18 protein-coding genes are annotated in these 19,806 nt (G+C 65.1%); 8 read left to right on the forward strand and 10 right to left on the reverse strand.

Going from position 1 to position 19,806, the window contains the following annotated elements; genetic code table 11:
• Positions 1 to 47 precede the first annotated feature (47 nt).
• The 3 genes from E4K65_RS15120 to E4K65_RS15135 all read right to left on the reverse strand — a co-directional run bounded on the left by E4K65_RS15120 (position 48) and on the right by E4K65_RS15135 (position 4,098).
• Complete coding sequence (locus tag E4K65_RS15120; RefSeq protein ID WP_135174851.1) at positions 48 to 1,838, reverse strand: adenylate/guanylate cyclase domain-containing protein; 1,791 nt, start codon at positions 1,836 to 1,838, stop codon at positions 48 to 50.
• 310 nt (positions 1,839 to 2,148) lie between these two features.
• On the reverse strand, positions 2,149 to 2,787 hold the full coding sequence (locus E4K65_RS15125) for an RraA family protein (RefSeq protein WP_135174852.1): 639 nt from the start codon (positions 2,785 to 2,787) through the stop codon (positions 2,149 to 2,151).
• A 282-nt stretch (positions 2,788 to 3,069) separates the two neighbouring features.
• Positions 3,070 to 4,098, reverse strand: coding sequence for an alpha/beta hydrolase (locus tag E4K65_RS15135; RefSeq protein WP_167770830.1), 1,029 nt, complete (start codon positions 4,096 to 4,098; stop codon positions 3,070 to 3,072).
• A gap of 208 nt (positions 4,099 to 4,306) precedes the next feature.
• On the opposite strand from E4K65_RS15135, the gene E4K65_RS47215 reads away from it, so the two are divergent.
• Entirely contained in the window at positions 4,307 to 4,930 is a 624-nt protein-coding gene (locus tag E4K65_RS47215; protein WP_027545196.1) for a hypothetical protein, read from the forward strand.
• 152 nt (positions 4,931 to 5,082) lie between these two features.
• Here E4K65_RS47215 and E4K65_RS15145 read toward each other — a convergent pair whose 3' ends face one another.
• Together E4K65_RS15145 and E4K65_RS15150 are read right to left on the reverse strand one after the other, a co-directional pair.
• Positions 5,083 to 5,295, reverse strand: coding sequence for a hypothetical protein (locus E4K65_RS15145; RefSeq protein ID WP_135174855.1), 213 nt, complete (start codon positions 5,293 to 5,295; stop codon positions 5,083 to 5,085).
• Positions 5,296 to 5,332: 37 nt separating this feature from the next.
• Entirely contained in the window at positions 5,333 to 6,334 is a 1,002-nt protein-coding gene (locus tag E4K65_RS15150) for a 2-dehydropantoate 2-reductase (RefSeq protein WP_135174856.1), read from the reverse strand.
• A gap of 161 nt (positions 6,335 to 6,495) precedes the next feature.
• Here E4K65_RS15150 and E4K65_RS15155 point away from each other — a divergent pair, with 161 nt between their 5' ends.
• Positions 6,496 to 7,092 carry a YidB family protein gene (locus tag E4K65_RS15155; protein ID WP_135174857.1) on the forward strand — a complete coding sequence of 199 codons (597 nt, stop codon included), beginning with the start codon at positions 6,496 to 6,498 and terminating at the stop codon, positions 7,090 to 7,092.
• Positions 7,093 to 7,134: 42 nt separating this feature from the next.
• The gene (locus E4K65_RS15160) at positions 7,135 to 7,407 is read left to right on the forward strand and encodes a GlsB/YeaQ/YmgE family stress response membrane protein (protein ID WP_083926312.1); all 273 of its coding nucleotides are present in this window, start codon (positions 7,135 to 7,137) and stop codon (positions 7,405 to 7,407) included.
• A 169-nt stretch (positions 7,408 to 7,576) separates the two neighbouring features.
• Here E4K65_RS15160 and E4K65_RS15165 read toward each other — a convergent pair whose 3' ends face one another.
• Positions 7,577 to 8,362: an SDR family NAD(P)-dependent oxidoreductase gene (locus tag E4K65_RS15165; protein ID WP_135174858.1), complete on the reverse strand. Its 786-nt coding sequence runs from the start codon at positions 8,360 to 8,362 to the stop codon at positions 7,577 to 7,579.
• 260 nt (positions 8,363 to 8,622) lie between these two features.
• Here E4K65_RS15165 and E4K65_RS15170 point away from each other — a divergent pair, with 260 nt between their 5' ends.
• From E4K65_RS15170 to E4K65_RS15180, 3 genes are read left to right on the forward strand one after another with little or no spacing between them, the layout of a single operon-like run.
• The gene (locus E4K65_RS15170) at positions 8,623 to 9,687 is read left to right on the forward strand and encodes an acyl-CoA dehydrogenase family protein (protein WP_135174859.1); all 1,065 of its coding nucleotides are present in this window, start codon (positions 8,623 to 8,625) and stop codon (positions 9,685 to 9,687) included.
• Between the two features lie 16 nt (positions 9,688 to 9,703).
• Positions 9,704 to 10,864 carry an acyl-CoA dehydrogenase family protein gene (locus E4K65_RS15175; RefSeq protein WP_135174860.1) on the forward strand — a complete coding sequence of 387 codons (1,161 nt, stop codon included), beginning with the start codon at positions 9,704 to 9,706 and terminating at the stop codon, positions 10,862 to 10,864.
• A 41-nt stretch (positions 10,865 to 10,905) separates the two neighbouring features.
• Positions 10,906 to 11,718, forward strand: a complete 813-nt coding sequence (locus E4K65_RS15180) for an enoyl-CoA hydratase/isomerase family protein (protein WP_135174861.1) — start codon at positions 10,906 to 10,908, stop codon at positions 11,716 to 11,718.
• Between the two features lie 184 nt (positions 11,719 to 11,902).
• On the opposite strand, the gene E4K65_RS15185 is transcribed toward E4K65_RS15180, so the two are convergent.
• From E4K65_RS15185 to E4K65_RS15200, 4 genes are all read right to left on the reverse strand, one after another.
• On the reverse strand, positions 11,903 to 14,017 hold the full coding sequence (locus tag E4K65_RS15185; protein ID WP_135174862.1) for an acetate--CoA ligase family protein: 2,115 nt from the start codon (positions 14,015 to 14,017) through the stop codon (positions 11,903 to 11,905).
• 166 nt (positions 14,018 to 14,183) lie between these two features.
• Positions 14,184 to 14,945 (reverse strand): VOC family protein, encoded by a 762-nt coding sequence (locus E4K65_RS15190; protein ID WP_167770831.1) that lies wholly within the window; start codon positions 14,943 to 14,945, stop codon positions 14,184 to 14,186.
• 2 nt (positions 14,946 to 14,947) lie between these two features.
• Positions 14,948 to 15,739, reverse strand: coding sequence for an enoyl-CoA hydratase (locus E4K65_RS15195; RefSeq protein ID WP_135174864.1), 792 nt, complete (start codon positions 15,737 to 15,739; stop codon positions 14,948 to 14,950).
• Between the two features lie 139 nt (positions 15,740 to 15,878).
• On the reverse strand, positions 15,879 to 17,084 hold the full coding sequence (locus tag E4K65_RS15200; RefSeq protein ID WP_135174865.1) for an ABC transporter substrate-binding protein: 1,206 nt from the start codon (positions 17,082 to 17,084) through the stop codon (positions 15,879 to 15,881).
• A 228-nt stretch (positions 17,085 to 17,312) separates the two neighbouring features.
• Here E4K65_RS15200 and E4K65_RS15205 point away from each other — a divergent pair, with 228 nt between their 5' ends.
• Entirely contained in the window at positions 17,313 to 18,167 is an 855-nt protein-coding gene (locus E4K65_RS15205) for a thermonuclease family protein (RefSeq protein WP_135175009.1), read from the forward strand.
• A gap of 132 nt (positions 18,168 to 18,299) precedes the next feature.
• Entirely contained in the window at positions 18,300 to 19,694 is a 1,395-nt protein-coding gene (locus tag E4K65_RS15210; protein ID WP_235885650.1) for a M48 family metalloprotease, read from the forward strand.
• Positions 19,695 to 19,806: the final 112 nt, after the last annotated feature.

Here is a 19,806-nt window from a genome sequence, read left to right on the forward strand (position 1 = left end):
CGTTGCTGAGAAGCGATCGAGCGCCGTGGCGCAATTCATCACGGACGTTAACGAGGCAGCCCGGCTTCAATTAATCGTTCGCCCAAAAGCGCGAGCCGATCCGGCTGCTTGATCGGGTACCAACTGCAATATTTCTCAACCGAGAACGAGGGATCGATCCTCATATGCGCGGCGCCAACTTCGCGCGCCCGCTCGAGAGAGCCGGCGGCGACGAGGCTCGCGGCAAGAAGCCGCAGATTAGCGGCAAACTGCGGAGCCGCCGCCATGACCTTCGTGCCCCAGTGCACGGCATCGTCGAAGGTCTCATTGGTGTAGTGCGCGTTGGTGAGCGCCGACTGATAGAAATAGGCGTACGGATCGAGCGGCGACAGCGATATGCCGTAAGACGCGCGCGCCACGGCACGTGGTCCGTCGCCGAGATAGCAGTATGTCGATGCGCTCAGGGACCACGCAATAGCGGAATTGGGCGTTCCTCCAATGGCACGGTCGAAAGCATCGATGGCACGGTCATACGCGCCGAACAGAAACGAATTGATGTGCCCGAATATCGCGAGCGCCATTGGGTCCGACGGTTCGAACTCGAGCGCGCGCGACGCAAGCCGAAATGCCTCGCGGGAATCGGCCTTGAAGTCGGTGGAATGACCCTCGCCGATGTGCAGGATGTACCATTTTGCCATCAGGGCATAGGCCGCCGCATATTGCGGATCATGGTCGAGGGCGCGTTCGAACAGGCTGCGCGCCGCAAGCATGTCGTCATGACCGAGGCGATACAGGCGATACATGCCCTGCAGGACCAGGTCGTAAGCGTTCATGCTCTGCGGCGCCTTGCGCTCGGCGTGCTGCAGCTCGGAGATATGGATATGCGGCAGGAGCGCGTATGCGATGCTCGTTGCGATTGTCTCCTGCACGTCGAACAACTGGCTGATCGACGCCTCGTACTGGTTGGTCCACAGCATGGACCGCGTATCGACATCGATCAATTCCACCCGCATCCGTAGCAACTCGCCGTGACGCTTGAGCGTTCCCGTGACGAGATATCGCACGCCAAGGCGATGGCAAACGGCACCAGGGTCGACGGTAGGACCGGTGAACCCAAGTGTGGACGTGCTGGATACGACGAACAATTCGCGAATACCCGCCAGCGAGGCGACGATATCGTGGACGATTCCCTGCGCGAGATAGGCATCCGCCGCCTGAAGGCCGAGCATCTGCAGCGGCAATACTGCCACGGACGGCTTGAGCGAATGGGCCACCGAGATTGTCGGAGCCCGTAGGTCGTGATGCGCTATCTTGAATGCCCGGATGCGCCGCTCGATGTTCTTGAGCGTGAGGAATCCCAGATCGGCGGCTTGGTAGCGCAGATGATCCTTCACCTGATCGTGAATGGCCCCGGAAATCACGACCCCGCCCGGGCCGGCGAATTCCTGAAGCCGGGCTGCTATATTGACTCCGTCCCCGTAGATGTCGTCACGCTCGGCGATGACGTCACCGACATTTGCCGACATCCTCAACTGCAGCGGGTTGCTACCGGCTGATGACGATTCGGCCAGATGCATCTGCATGCCGAGTGCGAACCTGATTGCGTCAACCGGATTCCTGAACTCCAGCAGTAAGCCGTCACCGGTACTTTTGATTACCTCACCGGCATTTGAAGCGACGCGCGGCTCGATAACGTCCGATCGCATCGACATCCATCGTTGATGCGTGCCTTCCTCGTCGCTTCCCATCAGCCGGGAATATCCGACGACATCGATGAAAATCGTAGCTGCGGTACGCCTTCTCGGCCGCCCTTGATCCGAGCCGTTGTCCGGGGACGTGTTGTCGACACTGATCATCATCACAGGCGCAACAACTCTGGGGCGGCCACAACCATTGTGACGCCGAAAGATTGTAGCAGACAAGGACAGTCAGGCAAATGCAAGGCCTGCCTGACAGAGTCCCTCGTTGAGCCAGGCCAATCGCCTGCCCCGTCACAGAGAGCGGGCCGAAAAGCCACTCCCAGCACGACGAAAGAGAACACCCGTTTGCCCCACCGCCAGGGCGGGATCGAAAGGCTTTCGCAACCTTACGTCGCGCCGAAGCCGCCGTCGGCAGGATTGTCGAGGATGTGGAATTCGTCCTTCTGGCCCAACGATGCCTCCCTCCTGATCAGGACTTGCCGTATGAGCCCTGATAGCGGCCCTCGCGGATCGCCTTCATGGTCTCCTCCTCGCGCGCGACCTGGGCGCGCACCGCCTCCAGCAGCGCAGCCGCGCCGGCGGCGGGAAACGACACCACGCCATCCTCATCGCCGACGACGATGTCGCCGGGCGAGATCACGCTGCCGCCGACCGACACAGGCACGTTGATCTCGCCGGGGCCGTTCTTGTAAGGCCCGCGGTGGATCACTGCGCGGGCATAGCAGGGGAAGTCGTCCGCGGCGAAGGCCGCAACGTCGCGGATCGCGCCGTCGATCACGTAGCCTTCGGCTTTGCGCCACTGCGCGATGTTCTTCATGATCTCGCCGACCAGCGCGCGGGTCTCGTCGCCGCCGCCATCGACCACGATGACGTCGCCGGGACCGACCAGCTCGAGCGCGCGGTGAATGGCGAGATTGTCGCCGGGACGGGTCCGCACCGTGAAGGCCGTGCCCACCAGCTTGCCGCCGCGATGATAGGGTTTGAGCCCCACCGCGCCCGGCAGCCTGGCGAGATTGTCCGAGATCACGGACGTAGGCGCACCTCGAAAACCCTCGATGATATCGGCCGGCGGCTGCGGCACGCTGTTGGCTGCGATGGTGATGGTCATGTCAAAGAGTCCTTTCGTGAATTTTCTTGTTCGGCGTGCGCCCGCGCCTTCGCGGCCAGATCCGGAAGCCGCGCCCTTCCTTCATCCACGCCGCGCGCTCGCCGCGCAACAGCGTACGACGAACTTCTCCGGAATCATCGCGCGGCGGGGCCACCAGCGCGGCACGTCGGACAGCGGCAGCAGCATCAGGCGCTTCCACTTCGTCTTCTTGGCGGCGCCTCGGGGTGAGGCGCTCGCGGTGCGAAGTGTAACAGCCGGAGCCGGAGCTTCAAGGCAGCGGCGTCAGCGCTCCGCGCCGCAGCCCGGAATATCGAACAGCGCCGCGAGCCCGCATTTCGAGGTCAGCATCTTGTCGCCGTCATGACCGACGCCGGCGACATCCCAGACCCTGTGATTGGGCGTGCCGTGGTCGCGCTTGGCCATCGCGTCCACGTAAGCGTGGCCGCGGGCGTAACGATAAGGCCCCTGCGCCTCTGCCATGCAGCTCTTGTCCAGCGCGGAATGCTTCGGATTGGTGTCGAGCGTGCCGAGCAGGTAGATCACCTCGCGCTCGACATAGCGCTGTTCCAGTGCCGCCGGCGTCGCGTCGGCGAGATAGGGCGGACGGTCGCCCATGCCGTATTTCCAGTTGTTGTAGCCCGGACAGGATGCAGCAATTGCGGGCACCGGCCGGTCGGCGCTGAAATAGGCATAGGACGAGGGATTGGCGACGACATAGCGGATGTCGATGTGCTGGCGCGACAGCGCCGCCTCGCCCTTGCCGGCGATGGCATAACGCTGCGCGACCTGGCCGCCGCCGGAATGGCCGGCGACCACGACCTGCTTCAGGTTCGGGAAGATGCGCCGGTCGGAGAGTTTTGCGAGGATCGCATCGAGTGCCTCGAACGAGGAGACCGGATTGGGCGCAAGTGCGGCATCGCCGCCCTCCCATCCCTCCAGCGACCAGCGCAACGTGTCCTCCGGCAATTTGTGCGCGTCGATATCGATCTCCGCCAGGAACTGCGGAACGATCATGAGCGCGCTCTTGCCATCGTCGCCCGCTGCGGCCTGCGCGTTGTTGGCCGATATGTAATATTCGTCGGCGTTGCGCAGGCGTCCATGCAGCACGATGATGGCGCGCGAGATCGCCGGCAAGGGCATCGACCAGTCGCGGGAGAGGTAGAGCGGCAGCGTTCCCCGGCCGCCGACCGAGAGCCGCGCATCGCCGATCGCCTTCACCGGCTTGCGGTTGGGCGCATCCTCGTCCGCCGCGAATGCATGGCCGCAAATCAGCACCAGGACGAGTGCGGCAAATCGGGCCAGCGCGCGCATGACGGAGATTCTCCCCCAAATTCAGATCGATAAAACTGTAAGCCCATCCTATGCCGCGCGGCTGTGACTCCCGCGCCACGTCAAGCAAAAAATGTCAGCATTGCAGCCATGAAATTCCCGGGTTCCATGGGTGACAAGCCGGCGATAAAGGGGCAAAAATTGGCCCGACTCAGTTCGGGTTGAGTTTTGCAAGGAATGCACTCGTAGAATGTCGGTCGTGTTTGCATCGCGTCGTGCGGCGCTTCTCGTTGCCGCAGCAGGATTTTTTCTGCTGACGCACACGCATGCCCAGGCGCAATGGTGGAAGCGCGCGCCCGTCGACTTCGAGGAATGCGCTGATGCGGCCGAGAAGGCCGCAACCAAGGCCGAGAAGACATCCGCACTTGCGGACTGCAACGCCAAGTTCGCCGGCCGCCGCAAGGCAGGCGGCGGCTACACCTATTACGACTTCCTCCAGGACCGCACCTTCGACATCGCAGGTCCCAACCCGACGCCGGAAGAGCAGAAGAAGATCGACGAAGCCTATACCGGCTATCTCGCCAATCAGCGCCGCAGCAACGAAGCGGCCCAAGCCACCGCGCGTCAGCAGCGCGAGCAGCAGGAAAAACAGGCGCAGCAGTTCCAACAGGTCGCGCTGCGGACCGACGTCGAGCGCGTGCCCGTCCCGGTCGAGCGGCCGAAGGTGCAGCAGACCGCGGGCCAGAGGCCGAAGGGCGCGCCCTGCACCAAGGGCTCGTTCTCCTGCGAATGGCCGCGGCTGTCGGAAAGCTTGAACGAACTGAAGAAGCTGTTCAATCCGACGCCGAGCAAGCCGGCGGCGAAGAAGGGGTGAGCTGAGGGTTCGTCATCGCGGGTAGTACAGGGCGAACGTCGAATCACGCGATTTGTATTCCGCCGCGGCCACACACTCCGCCGTCGTCCCGGCCTTCGCCGGGACGACGACTGAGGATGTGGCGCCAACCTGTGCACACGTGACCCCGCGCGTCAGTTCGGCTGCTTCTTCTTGCTGCGCTTCGGTTTGACCACCGGCGCATCCGCTGGCGCCGTCGCCGGTGAACTGCCCAACTGCGACCTGCTCTCCTGCAACCGCCTGTCATAGCCGGGAGAGTTCATGACCGTCGGCGGCCGGGCTTCCGCAAGCGTGGACGCGCCGCAGACCACCGCCAGTGCGAATCCGATCATCGAGAAACGCGTCATCGTTGCTCCTCCGGTCGTCGCGGCATGCACCCAGGCGCTACCCGCGAATCTGCTGCGGCGTCAGCCCGGGCGGGCCGTTGCCAGCGACTTCAGCCTCCTTGACCAGCGCAACAATGCGGCGCATCAGCGGCACATCGACATTGTTCTGCTCGGCAAGCGCGATGACCGTGCCCTGGAGATAGTCGATCTCGGTCTTGCGGCCCTGCTTCAGATCCTGCCACATCGAGGAGCGCGCCTCGGGATCGATCTTCATGGTCCGCCCCAGGATCGCGTTGAAGATCATGTCGGGCAATTTCAGCAATGTCGGCGTCAAGTTCAGCGGGATCGGCGTCGCTGAAACCGGATTGAGGCCGGCGGCCTTCATCGCGGCCAGCCCCTCTGCCATCTGGTCGGCGAACAATTTTCGCCAGTCGCGGTTTGCCAGTTGCGCGGCGAGCGGCATGTCCGACAAGGCGCTGAGCGCGTTGTTCAGGTTGATGATCAGCTTGCCCCATTGCACGCCGGTGATGTCGCGGCTCGCGCGCATCGAAAGGCCGGATACCGAGAGCGCGCCGGCCGTGTTCCCGGCGTCCTCTCCGACATGGATGTCGCCGGAGGTCGAGCGGTGGAAGCGGCCCTCGCCCATCGCGATCACGTTGAACGGCACCATGCCGGCCAGCACGCGCCGGCCGCCGAGGCGCTCGCGCAACACCGCGACATTGCCGACGCCGTTTTGCAGGGACACGATGACGGCATCCTGCGGCGCGTGCTGCGCGATCTGCTCCGCGACATCGGCGGTGTCGGCGCTCTTCACCGTCACCAGCACGATGCCGGCGCTGTGGAAGATCGAAGGGTCCTCCGACAGCGCGAGCTGGCCGGCCCCGAGCTTCTTCTCGGAGCCGTCGAAATCGGTCAGCCGCAGACCGAACCGCTCGATCTCGGTCTTCACCCGCGGCCGCACCAGCAGCGCGACGCGGCGGCCGCCCGCCGCCAGCATGCCGCCGACGAAACAGCCGATGGCGCCCGCGCCGGCCACCACGATCGGTCGATCCGTAACCACTGACCTCGCTCCCTGAATGACCGGCCTTCGATAGCAGAGGCAAGGCCAGCTGCCCATCGCGTCGCAGCCGCCTTGTAACCGTCATGCGAGCCCCATATGTTCTCGCCCCGGGGGCAGTCAGCGGCGAGCACTCGCCGAACGAGACGCCAAAGGAGAGCACCATGGGTCTACTCGACGTCCTCAACGGCATGCAGAACGGCCCGCGCGGCCCCAGCACACCCAGCTCCGAGAAATCCTCCGGCGGCATGTCGCCGATGACCATGGCGCTGCTCGGCCTGCTCGCCTGGAAGGCGTTCAAGCATCTGACGGCTGGCCAGCCGGATGCGGCGCCTGCCCCGCAGCAGCGCTCACCGCTGCCGCCTCCGACGCCTGTCAATACCGGCAACGCCACGCTTCCCGGAGGAAGCGGCGGCGGTCTCAGCGATCTGCTCAAAGGCGGCCTCGGCGGCCTGCTCGCAGGCGGCGCGGCCGGCACCGTCCTGAGCGGCGGCCTCGGCGATCTCCTCAATCAGCTCCAGCAGGGCGGCCACGGCGAGGCCGCGAATTCCTGGGTCGGCAAGGGCGAGAACAAGCCGATCGCGCCCGGCGATCTCGCGAGCGCACTCGGCGCGGACCAGATCGAGAGCCTGTCCGCCCAGAGCGGCCTGTCGCGCCAGGAGCTGCTCTCCGGCCTCAGCCAATATCTGCCGCAGGTGATCGACCACCTGACGCCGGACGGACGGCTGCCGACGGAGAACGAACTCTCGGGCAGAATTTAGTCGAAGATTGATCTGCGCGTTCTCGGGAAGGGGAGCATTGTCATGAGCATGGGCGGCCTGTTGTGGATCATCGTCGTCGGCTTCATCGCCGGTCTCATCGCGCGCTGGCTCGCGCCGGGGCCGAACAATCCGAGCGGCTTCATCCTCACCACCATCCTCGGCATCGCCGGTGCGTTTCTGGCGACGTTCATCGGCCAGGCGATCGGCCATTACGGCCCGGACCAGGGCGCCGGCTTCATCATGGCCACGATCGGCGCGGTGGTGGTGCTGTTCATCTGGCACCGGCTAGTGGCGAGCGGCGTGATAAAGGGGTAGGTCCCTCGTCGTCCCGGACAAGCGCGCCCCAAGCGCGCGCAGATCCGGGATCCATAACCACAGGGAGAAGTTTGGCGAAGACTGACAACTCCGAGTCTTCGCCACACTACGCCCTGTGGTTATGGGTCCCGGCCTTCGCCGGGACGACACCTGTATTTGCCGCGCGACTTCACGTAATCAAATGCATCCCCGCATCCATGCGCACGACCTCGCCGGTCATGTTGCTGGAGGCCGGCATCGCCAGGAAGCAGACGAGCTGCGCGATGTCTTCCGCGCTTGAGGCGACCTTCAGCGGCACCTTCGCCACCACGCTGTCGCGCACCTGCTTTGCGCCGGCCTCGCCGCGGCCCTTGGTGAACCAGGGCGTGTCGATATAGCCGGGACACACCGTGTTGACGCGGATCAGCGGCGCCAGCGCGCGCGACAGCGACAACGTCATCGTGTTGAGCGCGCCCTTGCTCGCGGCATAGGCGATCGACGAGCCGACGCCGCTGATGCCCGCCACCGACGACACGTTCACGACCGCCGACGCCCGCCCCGACGCCTTCGCGCCGGCTTCCAGCAGGCTGCGCGCCGCACGCACCATCTGGAACGGGCCGATGGTGTTGACGCCGTAGAGGCGCTGGAAATCTTCCGCCGACAATCCGTCGAGATCGGCATGGGCGACGTGCTTGGTGGTGCCGGCATTGTTGACGAGGACGTCGAGCCGGCCCCAGCCGCTGGCTGCCGCAACGATCTTGCGGCAATCCACATCCTTGGAAACGTCGCCCTGGGCGACCAGGACTTCCGCAGCGCCCGCGTTGCGGCAGAGCTCTGCCGTGGCCTCGGCTTCCTTCTGGCTCGACGAATAGTTGATGACGAGCCGCGCCCCGCTCCGCGCGAGAATTTCCGCGGTCGCAGCCCCAAGTCCGGATGCGGACCCCGTCACGATTGCGCACAAGCTGTCTTTGGCCATCCGGATTTCCTTCCCCTGTATCTGATGCAAGCCTTAAGTCGCTGGCCCTGTTTAGCGAGTTTGCCGCACGCTGCAAATCGAGCAAACTCCGCTAAGCGGAATTAGTCCAGACCGGTTCTCGCGCCCATGCCGGCGCCGCAGATGGGCTTGCGATCAACGCTTGTCAGGGCCATGGCTTTTTCAGATCATCGGGCGCAAGAAGAGACCGCGCGCCGGCTTGACCTGGCGGGACGCGCCAATGGCAAAACACGGGGAACGCTGTGGCGGAGAGTGACAATATCGTCGTCGAGACCGCGGAAAAAATCTTCGCCGATCTCGCCGATCCGCAAACCATCAACAACGACAAGAAGGATTCCTGGCAGGCGCCGCTGTGGCAGGCGCTGAGCGAAGCCGGGCTGCCGCTGTCCTGGGTGCCCGATGATCTCGGCGGCTCCGGCGCGAGCCTTGCCGACGGCTTTGCGCTGCTCAACGCGGCCGGCCGCTTCGCGGTCGCGGTTCCCCTCGCCGAGACCATGCTGGCGGGCTGGCTGCTGGCGCAGGCCAGGATTTCTTCGCCGGAAAGTGAGATGACGGTCGTCCCGGCGTCTCCGAAGGATCGCATCACGCGCGATGCCGACGGCGCGCTGTCCGGCCGCGCTCGCGGCGTACCCTTTGCCAAGACAGCGAAGCATTTTGCCGTGCTGGCGCATGGCAAGGACGGCGCCGTGATCGCGCTGGTCGACGCCAGCAAGGCCCGGATCGAATCCGGGCTCAATGTCGGTTACGACCACAGCGACACCATCACGCTCGACAAGGTCCAGCCAATCACGGTCAAGCCGGCGCCGAAGGGCTTTGACCAGACCACGCTCATGCTGATGGGCGGTGTCGCGCGCAGCCTTCAGATCGCGGGCGCGCTGGAAGCGATGCTCGACATCTCGGTGCGCTACTCCAACGAGCGCGTCGCCTTCGAGAAGAAGATCTCGAAATTCCAGGCGGTGCAGCACAACCTCGCCCGTCTCGCCGGCGAATCCGCCGCCGCGCTTGCGGCCGCGACGTCCGCGGCCGACGCCATCGCGAACGCAAAGTCATTCGACGACGAGGTCTACCTCGAGGCCGCCTCGGCAAAGATCCGCTGCGCGGAAGCCGCCGAAAAAGGCGGCGCCATCGCGCATCAGGTCCATGGCGCGATCGGCTTCACCAGCGAGCACATCCTGCACCGGTATTCGCTACGCGCGTTGGCCTGGCGCGACGATTTCGGTTCGGAAAGCCACTGGGCCGTCGAGCTCGGCAAGCTGGTGGCCCGGCGCGGCGCCGACGAATTGTGGCCGCTCGTAGCTTCGCGTTGATCGGGAGACGAAACACATGACTGCTGCCCTCCGTTTCGATCCGATCCGCCTGCCGGAGAAATGCGAGCAATTGCGCAAGGAAGTCCGCGCCTTCCTCGCCGAGGAAATCGCCGCCGGCACCTTCGATCCGCACAAGCCCAACCGCGAAGACACCGACGCGCCGGAATTTTCCCGCCGGGTCGGTGCCAAGGGCTGGTTGGGCATGACCTGGCCGAAGAAATACGGCGGCCAGGAGCGCTCTTTCCTCGAACGCTACGTGGTGACCGAGGAGATGCGCGTGGCCAATGCGCCGACGCGGCGATTCTTCGTCGCCGACCGCCAGAGCGGACCGGTGCTGCTGAAATATGCGCCCGAGCACATCAAGATGGAGATCCTGCCGCGCATCTGCCGCGGCGAGATCTGCTTCGCGATCGGCATGAGCGAGCCGAACTCCGGCTCGGACCTGTTCGCGGCGAAGACGCGCGCGACCAAGGCCGACGGCGGCTATCTCATCAACGGCACCAAGATCTGGACCTCGTCGGCGCACATCGCCGACTACATGATCGCGATCTTCCGGACGTCGCCGCCGACCAAGGAGAACCGCCGTCACGGCCTGACGCAGTTCTTGGTCAAGATGAAGCAGCCGGGCATCAAGGTGAACCCGATCGGCCAGATCACGGGCCAGTACGAGTTCAACGAGGTCGTCTTCACCGACTTCTTCGTACCCGACGATCACGTGCTCGGCGAAGTCGACGGTGCGTGGAAGCAAGCCACATCGGAGCTCGCCTATGAGCGTTCGGGCCCCGAGCGCTTCCTGGAAACCTACTACGTTCTGACCGAGCTCGTCCGCGCGGTCGGCCCCAATCCGGACACGCGCAGCGCCGAAGGCATCGGCCGGCTGGTGGCGCAGCTCCACACCATGCGGCGCATGTCGGTCTCCGTTGCCGGCATGCTGCAAGCCGGCAAGGAGCCCGTGGTGGAAGCGTCCATCGTCAAGGACATCGGCACGGTCTGGGAGCAGCAGCTTCCGCATCGCGTGCGCGACCTCGCCGCATTCGTCGAGGAGACCGCGACCAACCGCGAGACGCTGGAGCGGCAGCTCGATTTCGCCATCAAGACCGCACCGAAACTCACCATCCAGGGCGGCACCACCGAGGTGCTCCGCGGCATCATCGCCCGCGGGCTTGGTTTGCGCTAGTCGCGCGGACTTGGCTTGCGCTAATTCAATCGAGGATCATCATGAGCACCTATACAGATATCGGCGTCGAAAAGGTCGGGCACGTCGGCACCATCGAGATCCGCCGTCCGCCGCTCAACTTCTTCGACATCTCGCTGATCAACCAGATCGCGGATGCGCTCGACGAGTTCGACCGCGACATCGAGATCCGCGCCTCGGTGCTCTCGGCGCAGGGCAAGGCGTTCTGCGCCGGCGCCAATTTTGGCGACCCGGCGCGACAAGCCCAGGAAGCGCGCGAGGCTAACAAGAAGGGCGATCCGGCGGACAATCTTGGCCCGATCAGCCATCTCTACATCCAGGCCGTGCGTATCTTCCGCGCCAAGAAGCCGATCGTCGCGGCCGTGCAGGGCGCAGCCATCGGCGGCGGCCTGGGTCTCGCGGTGTCCGCGGATTTCCGCGTCACCTGCCCCGAAGCACGGTTCTCCGCGAACTTTACAAAACTCGGCTTCCATCCCGGCTTCGGTTTGACCGTGACGCTGCCGGAGCTGATCGGCAAGAACAACGCCGAGCTGATGTTCTACACCAGCCGCCGCGTCACCGGCGAAGAAGCGGTCAAATGGGGCCTCGCCAACGAGCTGGTGCAGCAGGACCAGGTGAAGTCGGCCGCGATGAAGCTCGCCGGCGAGATCGCCGAGTGCTCTCCGCTCGGCCTGCTCTCGACCCGCGCGACGATGCGCGCCAGCCTCGCCGACCGCGTCATGGCCGCGACCAACCACGAGCTCGCCGAGCAGACCCGCCTGCGCGCAACGGAAGACTTCAAGGAAGGCGTCAAGGCCACGGAAGAACGGCGCGCGGCGAATTTCAGGGGGCGGTAGTCAACTATCGCGCCGGTGCTTCGACAACCTCTCCCGTCGTCCCCGCGAAGGCGGGGACCCATAACCACAGGGAGAAGTCGTAGCGCAAGCTGGTAACTCCGAGTCTTCGTCAAACCACACCCTGTGGTTATGGGTCCCGGATCTGCGCTTCGCTTGTCCGGGACGACGGCGGTAGGTGTGGCTGCTATTTCCTTCCCACCACCAGCGCATCCACGATCGTCACGCCCTGCCCTTCGGCGTGCACCAGCACCGGGTTGAGCTCGATCTCCGCAATCTGCCTCGCGTGGCGCGCGGCGAGCACGGAGATGTCGGCGATCAATTGCGATAGCGCCGCAACGTCCGCCTTCACAGCTCCGCGAAAACCGTTCAAGAGCGGCGCCGCCTTCAATCCGGCCAGCATTGCGCTCGCTTCTTCTGCGCCGACCGGCGCCGGGCGATAGGCGACGTCACGGAATAGTTCCGTGGTGATCCCGCCGAGACCCACCATCACCATCGGACCAAAGGTCTCGTCGGTCATCGTTCCGACGATGATCTCGACGCCCCGCCTTGCCATCGGGCCGACCAGCACGCCCTGGATCACGGCCTCCGGCCGGTGCTTGCGCGCATTGGCGAGCAAGGCCTCGAACGCCAGAAACACCTCGCCCTTGGTGGCGATGTTGACGCGCACGCCGCCGACCTCGCCTTTGTGCGAGATATCGGGCGACTGGATCTTCATCACCAGCGGGAGGCCGATTCGGGCGACCGCTTCATCGAGCCCGGCCTTGTCCTTCACCAGCACCTCGTCCGGCAACGCAATACCGGCGGCGCGCAGCAACGCCTTGCTGTCGGCCTCTGACAGAACCGGCGAGGTCAGATGCACGGAGAGATCGCGTGACGGCGGCCGCGCCTCGTCCGCAGGCTTCGGCAGCTCGAATCGGGCGTAGTCGACGAGCTGCCGCATCGCGACGCCGGCATGGGTCAGACCCGAGAGCACGACGACGCCGGATTTGCCAAGCTCGCGCCGCGCGAAGTCGGACGGCACCGTGTAGGAATAGAACACCACCGGCTTGTGCTGCGCCGCCAGCACCGGCGTCAGCTCCTCCTCCCTGAAGGGCTTGCGCACCTCGCTCGAGAGCGACAGCACGACCAGGATCGCTTCGACCTCGTCCGAGGCGGTGAGCAGATCGACGCTCTTCTGGAGACCGCCCGAGGTCACGCCTTGCGCGGTGACGTCGATCGGATTGCGCGCGGTGCCGTAAGACGGCATCAGCGTCTTGATCTCCGCCTGGATCCGCTCGGACAATTCCGGCACCTGCAACCCCCGTAGCGCCACCGCATCCGCGCCCCAGATGCCGGCGCCGCCCGAGACGGTGACGACGGCGACGCGATCGCCCTTCGGCAACGGGTTGCTCGCCAGCACTGCGGCGATCGTCAGCGCTTCGTCGAGATCGTTGGAGACGATGAAGCCGTATTTCGCGAACACCGCGTCATAGGCTGCCGACCAGCCGGCCATGCTCGCGGTATGCGAGGCCGCGGCACGCTGACCTGCCCCGGAGCGGCCGACTTTCGTCACGATGACGGGCTTCTTCATTTCAGCCGCCCGCCCCGCAGCCGCGAGAAACTTGTCGACGTCGCGGATGCCCTCGATGAACAGCAGGATCACGTCGGTCGAGGCGTCCTGCACCAGGTAATCCAGGAACTCGCCGGCGCCGAGATCGGATTCGTTGCCGGCGCTGACGACGTAGCTCACGGCGACACCGAGCGCACGGGCGCGGTGATAATAGGCAAAGCCGATGCCGCCGCTCTGCGCGACGATGCCGATCCGTCTTTGCGTGGCGATAAGCGGCACCACACCGGGCTTGACGTCCACGGCCGGACTGAACGTCGCCGCCACGCACTGCACCTGACTGAAGAAGCCCTCGGCATTCGGGCCCGAGATCCGCATGCCGGTGCGCTTGGCCAGCGCCGCGATCGCATCCTGCATCGCTGCACTGTCGCCGCCCTCCTCCGCGAACCCGGAAGAGATGATGACCGCGTTCTTGACGCCGGCGGCGGCGCATTGCTCGAGTGCAGGCAGCACGGCACGGGCGGGAATGATGACGACGGCGAGATCGATCGGCGCACCGATCTCCGCGATCGATTTGTAGCAGACGAGCCCGTCGATCTCGGCGTAGTTCGGGTTCACCGGGTAGATCTTTCCGGGATACTCGTTCTTGCGCAGCATCGACAAGAGCCGCCCCGGGATCTTCTCGTGATCGCGGGAGGCGCCGATCAGCGCGATGCTCGCGGGCGAAAAGAAGCTGTCGAGCGGATGCGGCATGTTGAACCCTTGCTCTTGTCTCTATCCGTCATCCTGAGGCGCGAGCCGCGCGGTGCGCAGCACCGCGCGGGGAGCCTCGAAGGATGAACGGCCCCGCCGTGGCCGTCGCCCTTCGAGGCTCGCCGAAGAGGCGAGTACCTCAGGGTGACGGATAACGGTTGAGGGATCAACTCACCCGGAAGGTTACGCCGCCCAGCAAGAACTCATTGCCAGCCACCGCGTGGCCCTTCGCCCTCGCCGCATGCAGCACCTGCGCGACATCCGCGACCCGAAACTCCAGCGCGCTCATGATCTCGCTGGCGCCCTTCACAAAGCGGAAACTGGCGTTGGGCAGTTTCAGCTCGGCAACGCCGTTGCTGGCGGCGTTGGGCGCAACCCCGATGATCCTGCCCCAATGCTCCGCGAGTCCCTGCGGCTCCGGGCTCTGCATCTCGACGCCGGTCAGCGCCTGCGTCACATCCTTGCGGATGAATTTTTGCCAGTCCGGTCCGGCCGGCGGATACGCGCCCAGAATGTCGTCGCTGCCTTCGGTGTGGTTGAACTCGATGAAGGCCGCGCGGCAGTCGCGCGGATGGAGTTGCACGCCGTGATAAGGCGCATGGTCGATCACGTTCGCCGTGCGCACGCCAAGCGCGTTGGCGCTGCGACCGCGCTCGTCCGGATCGTCGCAGCAGAAGATCGCCATATAGCCGCCGCGGCCGCCGGTCTTCTCGATGAAGCGGCCGGCGGTGGTGCCGACCTTGAACGGTGCCACCACTTCCAGCAGGATCGTGTCGACCGGGAGCAGCGCGTTCTCCAGGCCGTATTTCGCGACATTGCCGTCACGATAGCAGACGGCGAGGCCCATGATCTCCGCGATGTCGGAGATGACGGGCGCGAGCTGCGGCGCGACCAGGCAGATCTGCCGCAAGCGCATATACGAAGACATCGTCATTCGCCTCTGAAGGCGGGCTTGCGCTTCTCGACGAAGGCCGTTGCGGCCTCCTTGTGATCGGCGGTGTCGCCGCAGCGGGTGTGATGGATCGCCTCGCCGTCAAAGCAATCCTCCAGCGCCAGGTGCTCGGCATTGTTGATGTTGCGCTTGATGAAGCCGAGTGCGATCGAGGGGCCCTGCGCCAGCGACAGCGCGAGCTCGTGGGCAGCAGCGTCGATCTCCGCGTCGGGCACGACCTTGGTCACCATGCCGATCGCATGCGCCTCCTTCGCCGTCAGCACCGGCGACATCAGGTAGAGCTCGCGCGCCCGCGCGCTGCCGAGCAGCTGGGTCAGGAAATAGGTGCCGCCGTAATCGCCGGAGAAGCCGACCTTGGCGAAGGCGGTCGTGATCTTGCAGGATTCGCTGGCGATGCGCAGATCGCAGGACAGCGCCATCGACAGGCCCGCGCCGGCCGCGGCGCCGTCGAGCTGCGCCACCACCGGTTTCGGCATCTGGTGCAGGATGCGCGAGACCTCCATGCCGCGGCGCAAATTCGCAAGCTTCTGCTCGAACGGCAGCGGCGCGCGGCCCTCCGCCATCGACTTGACGTCGCCGCCGACGCAGAACGAGCCACCGGCGCCCTTGAACAGCACCGCGCGCACCTCCGGATCGTCAGCCGCGCGCCGCGCCGCCTCGACCAGCCCGCGCACCATGTCCGGGTTGAGCGCGTTCTTCCGTTCGGGGCGATTCATCGTGATGGTGAGCAGCCCGCCTTCGAGCTTTTGCAGGACCATGTCGTTGCTCATGGGACGTCTCCCTCTTGTTGTTTGTTTTGGTCGTCGTTCCGGGGCGATGCAAATCATCGAACTATGGTGCGCAATTGCGCACCTGGGAACCTCGAGATCCCGGGTTCTCGCTACGCGAGCCCCGGGATGACGCTTCGCGTCACTTCTTCACCAGCGGGCAGCGCGACTGCTCCAGCGACTGGAACGCTTCGCTGCCGGGCACGGTGGCGAGCAGCTTGTAGTCGTCCCAGCGGCCCTTGGACTCCGATGGCTTCTTCACCTCGAACAGGTACATGTCGTGAATCATGCGGCCGTCCTCGCGGATCTTGCCACCCTTGGCGAAGAAATCGTTGATCGGCGTCTCCTTCATCACCTTGATGACCGCAGCCGCATCCGTCGTACCCGCCGCCTTCACGGCTTTCAGGTAATGCGTCACGGACGAATAGACGCCGGCCTGCGCCGAGGTCGGCGGCCGCTTCATGCGCTCGGTGAAGCGCTTCGAGAACGCGCGCGTGTCGTCGTTGAGGTCCCAGTAGAAGGCTTCCGCCAGCAGCAGGCCTTGCGCCGTCTCCAGTCCGATCGAATCGATATCGGTCACGAAGGCCAGCAGCGGCGAGACCTTCTGGCCGCCCTTGGTGATGCCGAACTCGGCCGCCTGCTTGATGGCATTGACGGTGTCGCCGCCGGCGTTGGCAAGGCCGATCACCTTGGCCTTGGAAGCCTGGGCCTGAAGCAGGAAGGACGAGAAATCCGACGTGTTGAGCGGATGGCGCACGCCGCCGAGCACCTTGCCGCCGGTCTTGGTGACGACGGCGCTGGTGTCCTTCTCCAGATCCTGGCCGAAGGCATAGTCGGCCGTGAGGAAGAACCAGGTATCGAGGCCCGATTTCACCGCCGCAAGGCCGGTCACGTTGGCCTGGCCGTAGGTATCGAACACGTAGTGCACGGTGTAGGGACCGCAGGCCTCGTTGGTGAGACGGATCGAGCCCGGGCCGTTGAACATGATGATCTTGTTGCGCGCCTTCGCGATCTCGCCGGCAGCAAGCGCGGTTGCGGAGGCGGCGACGTCGTAGATCATCTCGACGCCCTGGTTGTCGAGCATGTCGCGGGCGATGTTGGCGGAGAGATCCGCCTTGTTGAGATGGTCGGCCGCCAGCACCTGGATCTTGCGTCCCAGCACCTCGCCGCCGAAGTCTTCGACGGCCATCTTGGCTGCAGTCTCGCTGCCGGGACCGGTGATGTCGGCATAGAGGCTCGACATGTCGAGAATGCCGCCGATCTTCAGTGGCGGCTTGTCCTCGGCCTGCACGGCGCTCGCACTCAGCGCAAACGCAGCGGCAAAAATGCCCGGCAAAATTCTCTTCATCGAAAAGACCTCCCTTATCGCGCCGTGCTCTGATGGCGGCTTGGTTATTGCTTTTGGCTATCGCTATTGGCTATCGCTATTGCCGCAATCATGCCGCATGCGCGACAGGGCAGCAAGCGCGAGGGGCGTGCAGGTCGCGCGATCGTCACGCGTTTTCCGCAAAGCGGAATGGTGGGATGACGCAAGATGTTTCCGCATCGTCATTGCGAGCGCTTCGCTGCGCTCGCAATGACGGAGTGTGAGGAAGCCTCTTCGCGACCCGCTACGCATGGGTTAAAGCTGGAGCGCAACGCAACCTCTCCGGGCAACGTGACACGATCACTCATCCTCATCGCCGCAGCGCTGCTCGTCCTCGCATCTCGTGATGCGTTGGCGGCGCCGTGCCAATTCGAGTCCCAGGGCGAAGGCCGCGTCACCGCGATCATCGATGGCCGCAGCGTGCGCCTCGATGACGGCCGCGAGGTGCGCCTCTCCGGAATCGAACCGACCGCGACGACGAAGCAGGCGCTGGCCTCGCTGCTGGTCGGCCGCGACGTGACGCTGCGGAGCGCTGACGACACGCCCGATCGCTATGGGCGCCAGGGCGGGCTGGTCTTCATCGGCGAAAGCGACACCCCGGTGCAGGCGAAGCTGCTGGCCCAGGGCGAGGCCATCGTCTCCGCCGAGATCGCCGACAAGGACTGTGCGGCCGCCCTGATGTCGTCGGAGGCCGAGGCGCGGCGCCAAAAAAAGGGCAACTGGGCTGACCTGTCGGCCATAAAAAACGCGGAAAGTCCGGACGATATTTTGGCCGGGATCGGGCGCTTTGTGGTGGTCGAGGGCAAAGTCCTGTCGGTCCGGCAAGCTGGGGCAATGACCTACCTCAACTTCGGACGGAACTGGACACGCGGCTTTGCCGTGACTATTTCAAGGCGCGCGTTACCGGCGTTCGAAAACGCCGGGGTTGCCATTAAGTCCTTGGAAAATCGACGTATTCGAGTCCGAGGCTGGGTTGAGGGGAATACGGGGCCGCGTATCGATGTGCTCCGGGCGGGACAGGTCGAGTTGCTGAGTGCAAACGAGCCGACAGGGGTAAGGCCTTAAGCGGGCCGGGCACGGGTTAACGACGTGAATGGGGTGCTAGAACAGCACAAAACGAGTGAAGGCCGCCGCCTTCGGGCTGCGCCGGCTGCGCTATGCCTTGTGCTGGGCACGGCGCTCGCCGGCTGCGGCGATATGGGCCGGTTCCAGACCGCGGCGGCCCCGCCGGCGGTCGCGATGCCCAAGCCGAAGCCCGCAGTCGCGCAGACCCCCGCCACCGAAAAGGAGCACGAGCGCATCCTGGCGAGCTATGGCGGCGCCTATGACGACCCCCGGCTCGAATCGCTGGTCACCAAGACCGTCGACCGGCTCGTCGCCGCCTCGGACCGCCCCGACCAAGGCTACCGGGTCACCATTCTCAATTCCGGCGCAGTGAACGCCTTCGCGCTGCCTAACGGCCAGCTCTACGTCACGCGCGGTCTGCTTGCGCTTGCGAGCGATACGTCGGAATTGTCCTCCGTGCTCAGCCACGAGATGGCGCATGTGCTGTCCAAGCACGCCGCGATGCGCGAGGACCAGGCGCGCCAGGCCGCGATCGTCACCCGTGTCGTCACCGACATGAGCAACGATCCCGATCTCACCGCGCTCGCGCTGGCCAAGACCAAGCTCACCATGGCGAGCTTTTCGCGCAACCAGGAGTTCGAGGCGGACGGCATCGGCGTCGGCATCTCCGCCAAGGCACATTTCGACCCTTATGGCGCCGCACGCTTTCTTTCGGCGATGGAGCGCAATGCCGAGCTGAAGGCCGGCAAGGCCTCCTCGCTCGATCCGCGCGCGCAGGACTTCACCTCGTCGCATCCGGCAACCCCGGAGCGTGTGCAGAACGCGCAGACCATCGCGCGGCAGTACGTCGCTCCAGAGGGCGGCGAGCGCGACCGCGAGAGCTATCTCGCCGCGATCGACAACCTCGTCTATGGCGAAGACCCGAGCGAAGGTTTTGTCCGCGGCCGCCGCTTCCTGCATCCGAAGCTCGGCTTCACCTTCCAGGCGCCGGACAATTTCACGCTCGACAACACCGCGCAGGCGGTGATCGGCGTGCGTGACGGCGGCTCGCAGGCGATGCGCTTCGACGTGGTGCGGGTGCCGGCCGAGCAGTCGCTCGGCGATTACCTCAATTCAGGCTGGATGGAAGGCGTCGAGAAGGCGTCCACGGAAGACATCACCATCAACGGCTTCCCGGCCGCGTCCGCCACCGCCAAGGGCGACCAGTGGCAGTTCAAGGTCTATGCGCTGCGCTTCGGCAGCGACGTCTACCGCTTCATCTTCGCGGCACGGCAGAAGTCGACCGAGAGCGAGCGCAACGCGCGCGAGACCGTCAACTCGTTCCGCCGCCTGACCCTCGACGAGATCCAGGCCGCGCGCCCGCTGCGCATCAAGGTCATCACCGTGCAGCCCGGCGACACCGTGGAATCGCTCTCCCACCGCATGGCCGGCGTCGATCACCCCGCCGAGCGCTTCCGCGTGCTCAACGGCCTCGATCGCACCGCGCAGGTGAAGGTGAGGGATCGCGTGAAGATCGTCGCGGACTGAGGCTGCAGTCGTTCGGCAAACTCCGCCGTCGTCCCGGCGCAGGCCGGGACCCATAGCCACAGGATTGAGTTCGGCGAAGACTCGGAGTTGACAGCCCGCTCCACAACCCCTC

The sequence above is a fragment of the Bradyrhizobium niftali genome (genome assembly GCF_004571025.1).
Lineage (GTDB): Bacteria > Pseudomonadota > Alphaproteobacteria > Rhizobiales > Xanthobacteraceae > Bradyrhizobium > Bradyrhizobium niftali.

Coding starts and splice junctions, on each gene's coding strand:
- E4K65_RS15160 (WP_083926312.1), top strand. CDS start 7,135: ATGAGCATGGGCGGCCTGTTGTGGATCATCGTCGTCGGCTTCATCGCC.
- E4K65_RS15155 (WP_135174857.1), top strand. CDS start 6,496: ATGGGTCTACTCGACGTCCTCAACGGCATGCAGAACGGCCCGCGCGGC.
- E4K65_RS15195 (WP_135174864.1), bottom strand. CDS start 15,739: ATGAGCAACGACATGGTCCTGCAAAAGCTCGAAGGCGGGCTGCTCACC.
- E4K65_RS15185 (WP_135174862.1), bottom strand. CDS start 14,017: ATGCCGCATCCGCTCGACAGCTTCTTTTCGCCCGCGAGCATCGCGCTG.
- E4K65_RS15135 (WP_167770830.1), bottom strand. CDS start 4,098: ATGCGCGCGCTGGCCCGATTTGCCGCACTCGTCCTGGTGCTGATTTGC.
- E4K65_RS15120 (WP_135174851.1), bottom strand. CDS start 1,838: ATGATGATCAGTGTCGACAACACGTCCCCGGACAACGGCTCGGATCAA.
- E4K65_RS15210 (WP_235885650.1), top strand. CDS start 18,300: ATGGGCCGGTTCCAGACCGCGGCGGCCCCGCCGGCGGTCGCGATGCCC.
- E4K65_RS15205 (WP_135175009.1), top strand. CDS start 17,313: ATGACGGAGTGTGAGGAAGCCTCTTCGCGACCCGCTACGCATGGGTTA.
- E4K65_RS15125 (WP_135174852.1), bottom strand. CDS start 2,787: ATGACCATCACCATCGCAGCCAACAGCGTGCCGCAGCCGCCGGCCGAT.
- E4K65_RS47215 (WP_027545196.1), top strand. CDS start 4,307: ATGTCGGTCGTGTTTGCATCGCGTCGTGCGGCGCTTCTCGTTGCCGCA.
- E4K65_RS15180 (WP_135174861.1), top strand. CDS start 10,906: ATGAGCACCTATACAGATATCGGCGTCGAAAAGGTCGGGCACGTCGGC.
- E4K65_RS15190 (WP_167770831.1), bottom strand. CDS start 14,945: ATGTCTTCGTATATGCGCTTGCGGCAGATCTGCCTGGTCGCGCCGCAG.
- E4K65_RS15145 (WP_135174855.1), bottom strand. CDS start 5,295: ATGACGCGTTTCTCGATGATCGGATTCGCACTGGCGGTGGTCTGCGGC.
- E4K65_RS15175 (WP_135174860.1), top strand. CDS start 9,704: ATGACTGCTGCCCTCCGTTTCGATCCGATCCGCCTGCCGGAGAAATGC.
- E4K65_RS15200 (WP_135174865.1), bottom strand. CDS start 17,084: ATGAAGAGAATTTTGCCGGGCATTTTTGCCGCTGCGTTTGCGCTGAGT.
- E4K65_RS15165 (WP_135174858.1), bottom strand. CDS start 8,362: ATGGCCAAAGACAGCTTGTGCGCAATCGTGACGGGGTCCGCATCCGGA.